Annotated in this window: 5 protein-coding genes and 1 pseudogene; 5 read left to right on the forward strand and 1 reads right to left on the reverse strand. The window is 72.8% G+C overall.

Features of this window, described 5'->3' with window-relative positions:
• The 5 genes from GT042_RS12890 to GT042_RS12910 form a co-directional block, all read left to right on the forward strand.
• A partial coding sequence (locus GT042_RS12890; protein WP_161308844.1) for an oxidoreductase C-terminal domain-containing protein occupies positions 1–695 on the forward strand: 695 nt, incomplete at its 5' end.
• A 78-nt stretch (positions 696–773) separates the two neighbouring features.
• Positions 774–1,139: an Rv2175c family DNA-binding protein gene (locus GT042_RS12895; RefSeq protein WP_161308845.1), complete on the forward strand. Its 366-nt coding sequence runs from the start codon at positions 774–776 to the stop codon at positions 1,137–1,139.
• 184 nt (positions 1,140–1,323) lie between these two features.
• Positions 1,324–1,974 (forward strand): thiamine phosphate synthase, encoded by a 651-nt coding sequence (thiE, locus tag GT042_RS12900; protein ID WP_161308846.1) that lies wholly within the window; start codon positions 1,324–1,326, stop codon positions 1,972–1,974.
• Between the two features lie 121 nt (positions 1,975–2,095).
• On the forward strand, positions 2,096–3,013 hold the full coding sequence (gene metF / locus GT042_RS12905; protein ID WP_161308847.1) for a methylenetetrahydrofolate reductase [NAD(P)H]: 918 nt from the start codon (positions 2,096–2,098) through the stop codon (positions 3,011–3,013).
• A 51-nt stretch (positions 3,014–3,064) separates the two neighbouring features.
• Positions 3,065–4,009: a hypothetical protein gene (locus GT042_RS12910; RefSeq protein WP_161308848.1), complete on the forward strand. Its 945-nt coding sequence runs from the start codon at positions 3,065–3,067 to the stop codon at positions 4,007–4,009.
• Between the two features lie 60 nt (positions 4,010–4,069).
• On the opposite strand, the pseudogene GT042_RS12915 reads toward GT042_RS12910, so the two are convergent.
• A pseudogene (locus GT042_RS12915) lies at positions 4,070–4,502 on the reverse strand (NAD(P)/FAD-dependent oxidoreductase); the annotation flags it as partial.

A 4,502-nucleotide genomic window follows, 5' to 3' on the forward strand; every position in this document is an offset into this window, starting at 1 on the left:
AGGCGGCCGACCGGCCGCTCGCGGGGGTCCTCCCGGCGGAGGTGGCCGCGCCGATGGCCGGGTGGTACGCCGAGAGCGGCGCCGCGCTGCTGACCGGCGCGCGCGTGGCGTCCGTCGAGCCCGGCGCGGTGGTCCTCGCGGACGGCCGGCGGCTGTCGGCGGGCGCGGTGGTCGTGGGCATCGGGGCGCGGCCCGCGACGGGCTGGCTGGCGGGCTCGGGCGTGGAGCTGGGCCCTGACGGGTCCGTCACGGCGGACGAACGGCTCAGGACGTCGCTGCCCGGGGTGTACGCCGTGGGCGACTGCGCGTCCTTCCCTTCGGCCCGGTACGGCGCGCGGCTGCTCGTCCACCACTGGGACAACGCGCTCCAGGGCCCCCGTACCGTCGCCGCCCGGATCATCGGGGAGACGGAGGGGGTCTACGACCCGGTGCCGTACTTCTGGTCGGAGCAGTTCGGCCGGTTCGTGCAGTACGCGGGCCATCACGCGTCCGCCGACACCCTGGTGTGGCGCGGCGACCCGGCGGAGGCGGCGTGGTCGGTGGCGTGGCTGCGGGAGGGCGCGCTGGTGGCCCTGCTGGCGGTGGGCCGCCCCCGGGACCTGGCCCAGGCCAGGAAACTGCTGAACACCCCCACCCGCCTGGACCCCCGCCGGGTCACGGATCCCGCGATCCCCCTGAAGAAGGCCGTCCTCTGAGCGGGCGGGGGACGCGTCGCCCCTCGGCCGGGGCAACCCAACTACCGTCCGCCCGTCCGGGATGGCACGCTTGTCCTCGTGACCGAGATTGACGCAAAGATCGATGCTCTCGTCCCTGCCTGGCTCCACCTGCCCGATATCGCCGAATTGTTCGATGTCGAGGTGACGCGCGTGCGGCAGCTGGTGAAGGAAGGCCAGCTGATCGCCGTCCGCCGCGGTGAGAACCGCGCGCTCCAGGTGCCCGCCGCCTTCATCGACGGCGGCAAGGTCGTCAAGGGTCTCGCCGGGACCCTGACGCTCCTGAGGGACGACGGCTGGACCGACGAAGAGATGCTGGAGTGGCTCTTCACCTCCGACCCGACCCTGCCGGGCACGCCCGCGCAGGCGCTCAGCGAGAATCGCGGCACGGAGGTGAAGCGACGGGCCCAGGCGCTCGCCGTCTGAGCCGTCCGAACCGTCTGAGCCGTCCGAACCAGCTGAGCCGGCCGGACCGGCCGAGCCGTCCGAACCGGCCGCATCGGCCGAACCACAGCACCGCACGTGGCGGCCGGCGGTACGGCACCGCCCCCGCGGTCCCGTACCGCCGGCCGCCACGGAACCGACGGGGGGATCCTTCATGCCCACAGACATGACCGCGGCACGTACCGCGCTGTCCGACGCCCGGCTCTACCTCTGCACGGACGCCCGCAGGAAGCAGGGGGACCTCCCCGACTTCCTCGACGCCGTGCTGGCGTCCGGCGTGGACATCGTGCAGCTGCGCGACAAGGGCATGGAGGCGGCCGAGGAGCTGGAACACCTCCAGGTCTTCGCCGAGGCGAGCCGGCGCCACGGCGTCCTGCTGGCGGTGAACGACCGCGCCGACGTGGCCCACGCCATCGGCTCCGACGTGCTGCACCTGGGCCAGGGTGACCTCCCGGTCCCCGCCGCCCGCGCCGTTCTGGGCGAGGTGCCGCTCATCGGCAGGTCCACCCACGCGGAGGCGGAGGTCGACGCGGCGGTGGCGGAGCCGGGGGTCGACTACTTCTGTACGGGTCCGTGCTGGCCCACCCCGACCAAGCCGGGCCGCCACGCGCCCGGCCTCGGCCTGGTGCGGTACACGGCCGCCCTGGCCACCGACCGCCCCTGGTTCGCGATCGGCGGCATCGACGCGGGCAACCTCGACCAGGTGCTGGACGCGGGTGCCCGCCGGGTGGTCGTCGTACGGGCGATCACGGAGGCCGACGACCCGGCGGCGGCGACGGCCTCGCTCGCCGAGCGGGTGCGCGAGCGCTCGCGCTGACCGGCGGTTCGTCTCCGCGCGCGGCCTCCCTGGTGTCCGAGGCGTGGGACCGGGACCGGCAAACCGGTCAAATGTCCCCCACTCGCTTGGGGGACGCCCACACCCTCGATAACCTGCACGTATGGCCTTCGGTACACCTTCGACCAGAACAGATCACGCACCGACCGTGCGCGATCTGCTCGCCGCGGGCGAGACCACCTATTCGTTCGAGTTCTGGGCGCCCAAGACGGAGAAGGGCGAGCGGAACCTCTGGAACGCGCTGCGCCGGGTCGAGGCGGTGGCCCCCAGCTTCGTGTCGGTGACGTACGGCGCGGGCGGCTCCACCCGGGCCGGCACGGTCAAGGCCACCGAGCGGATCGCGGCCGACACGACCCTCACCCCGGTCGCCCACCTCACGGCCGTCGGCCAGTCCGTCGCCGAACTGCGCAACATGATCGGGCAGTACGCCGACGCCGGGATCCGCAACATCCTCGCCGTACGGGGCGATCCGCCCGGCGACCCCATGGGCGAGTGGGTCAAGCACCCGCAGGGCGTGCGGTACGCGGCCGAACTGGTGCGCCTGATCAAGGAGTCGGGCGACTTCTGCGTCGGCGTCGCGGCCTTCCCCGAGATGCACCCGCGGTCCTCCGACTGGGACACGGACATCCGCCACTTCGTGGACAAGTGCCGGGCCGGCGCCGACTACGCGATCACTCAGATGTTCTTCGAACCTGACGGATATCTCCACCTTCGTGACCGGGTCGAGTCCGCCGGTTGCGCAACTCCGATCATTCCGGAAATCATGCCGGTCACGAGCGTGCGGATGCTGGAGCGGCTGCCCCAGCTCAGCACCGCGGCCGTGCCGTCCGGGCTGAAAGAGCGGATCCTCGCCGTCAAGGACGATCCGGCCGCTGTACGCTCCATTGGCATCGAGTTCGCGACGGAGTTCTGCGCGGGACTGCTCGCCGAGGGTGTCCCCGGACTGCACTTCATTACACTCAACAACTCCACGGCGACGCTCGAAATCTACGAGAATCTCGGACTGCGCGAGCAGTCGTGACCGGCCGCAACCGCCCTGTCCCGGGGCGGTGGCCGCAGGAGAGGGGCGGGCATGGGCTGGACGGTCCTCTACATCGCATTCGGAATCGTGGCGCTGTGGCTGCTGGGTGAGGTGCTGCTCCAGTACAAGGCGCGGCTGCGCTGGCGTCTGCTCGCCTTCACCGGGTTCATGGGTGTGGTGCTGGGTGTCCTGATGCCGTCCGTCTTCGTCATCGCGCTCGGCGCGATCGCGTTCGCCGTCGGACAGGCGTACGTGACGCTCTCCTTCCGCCGCGGCTTCTCGACCGGCTGGGCGCTGGGCGGCAGCCCGGGAGCCAGCCGCCGGCGCAAGGCGGTCGGCGGGGGCGAGCAGGAGCCCACACTCCAGGTCTCGGACCTGGAGTACGAACCGGCCATGGCAGGGCCCGCCATGGACGTGCCGATCGACGCCGCGATGACGGCGACGATGGGGGCGGTGTACGAACCGCAGCCGCTGCCCGACGACACCGGGCAGTACGGCGTCTACAAGGACGACCAGGCGCAGCAGAACCCGTACGGCGAGGCGTTCGACGCCTTCGCCGGATACGGGCAGGCCGCGCCCGAGCAGCCGTACGCGGCGCAGGACCCCTACGCCGACCCGAACGCGTACGGCACCGGCCAGGGCGTCTACGCGGCCCAGGACACCGGCCAGGGCGTCGGTCAGGGCGCCGGCCAGGACACCTACGCGCAGTACGGCTACGGCACCGACCAGCCGTACGCGGCCTACTCCGACCCGTACATCGGCACGGCCGACGGCGGCGGGCAGCAGGGGGCGTACGACAACTACGGCGGCCAGCAGCAGTACGCGGACCCCTACGCCGCCCAGCAGCAGTACAGCGCCGACACCCCGCCCGGCGGGGTCTGGGTCCCGCAGCAGCGCGAGGGCGACCACCAGGTCCCGCCGATGCCGCAGGAGCAGCCGCACGACTACGGCTACGACCCCGGCTACAACAACAACGAGCAGCAGTACCGGTACTGACCGGCCGGTACCGGTAGAGGTAGAGGTAGAGGTAGAGGTACCGGTAGCGGTACGGACCGGCTACCGCGAGCCGCGGAAGTCCGCCCCCTCCACGATCAGACCGGCGACCAGCGCGCCCGACATCCCCGCGTGGGCGAGGCCGCCCCCGGGATGCGCCCAGCCGCCCGCCCGGTGGAGCCCGGTCAGCGCGGTGCTGTTCGCCGGATACAGGAAGTGCCCGTCCGCCCCGGCCAGCGCCGGCGCCGGCACCGCACCGCCCACCGCCCCCGTTTCCTCCGCCGTGTCGGCGGGCGTCCGTGTCTCGCGCCACGCCACCCGCCCGGCCAGCCCGGGCACGGCCGCCTCCGCCGCCGTGACCAGCGCGTCGGCGTACCGCTCCCGCAAGGCGGTGTCCGTCCAGTCGACCGGGCCCTGCGCGGCGACGGTCGCCGTGACCGTCACCGCCTCGTGGTCCGCGTCGGGCCGCGTCGCCGGGTCGTCGGGACGCAGCACC

It is taken from the genome of Streptomyces sp. SID3212 (assembly GCF_009865405.1).
Lineage (GTDB): Bacteria > Actinomycetota > Actinomycetes > Streptomycetales > Streptomycetaceae > Streptomyces.

What these genes read in the sequence shown, in the direction of transcription:
- thiE (WP_161308846.1), top strand. Translation starts at nt 1,324, where the DNA reads ATGACCGCGGCACGTACCGCGCTGTCCGACGCCCGGCTCTACCTCTGC.
- GT042_RS12910 (WP_161308848.1), top strand. Translation starts at nt 3,065, where the DNA reads ATGGGCTGGACGGTCCTCTACATCGCATTCGGAATCGTGGCGCTGTGG.
- metF (WP_161308847.1), top strand. Translation starts at nt 2,096, where the DNA reads ATGGCCTTCGGTACACCTTCGACCAGAACAGATCACGCACCGACCGTG.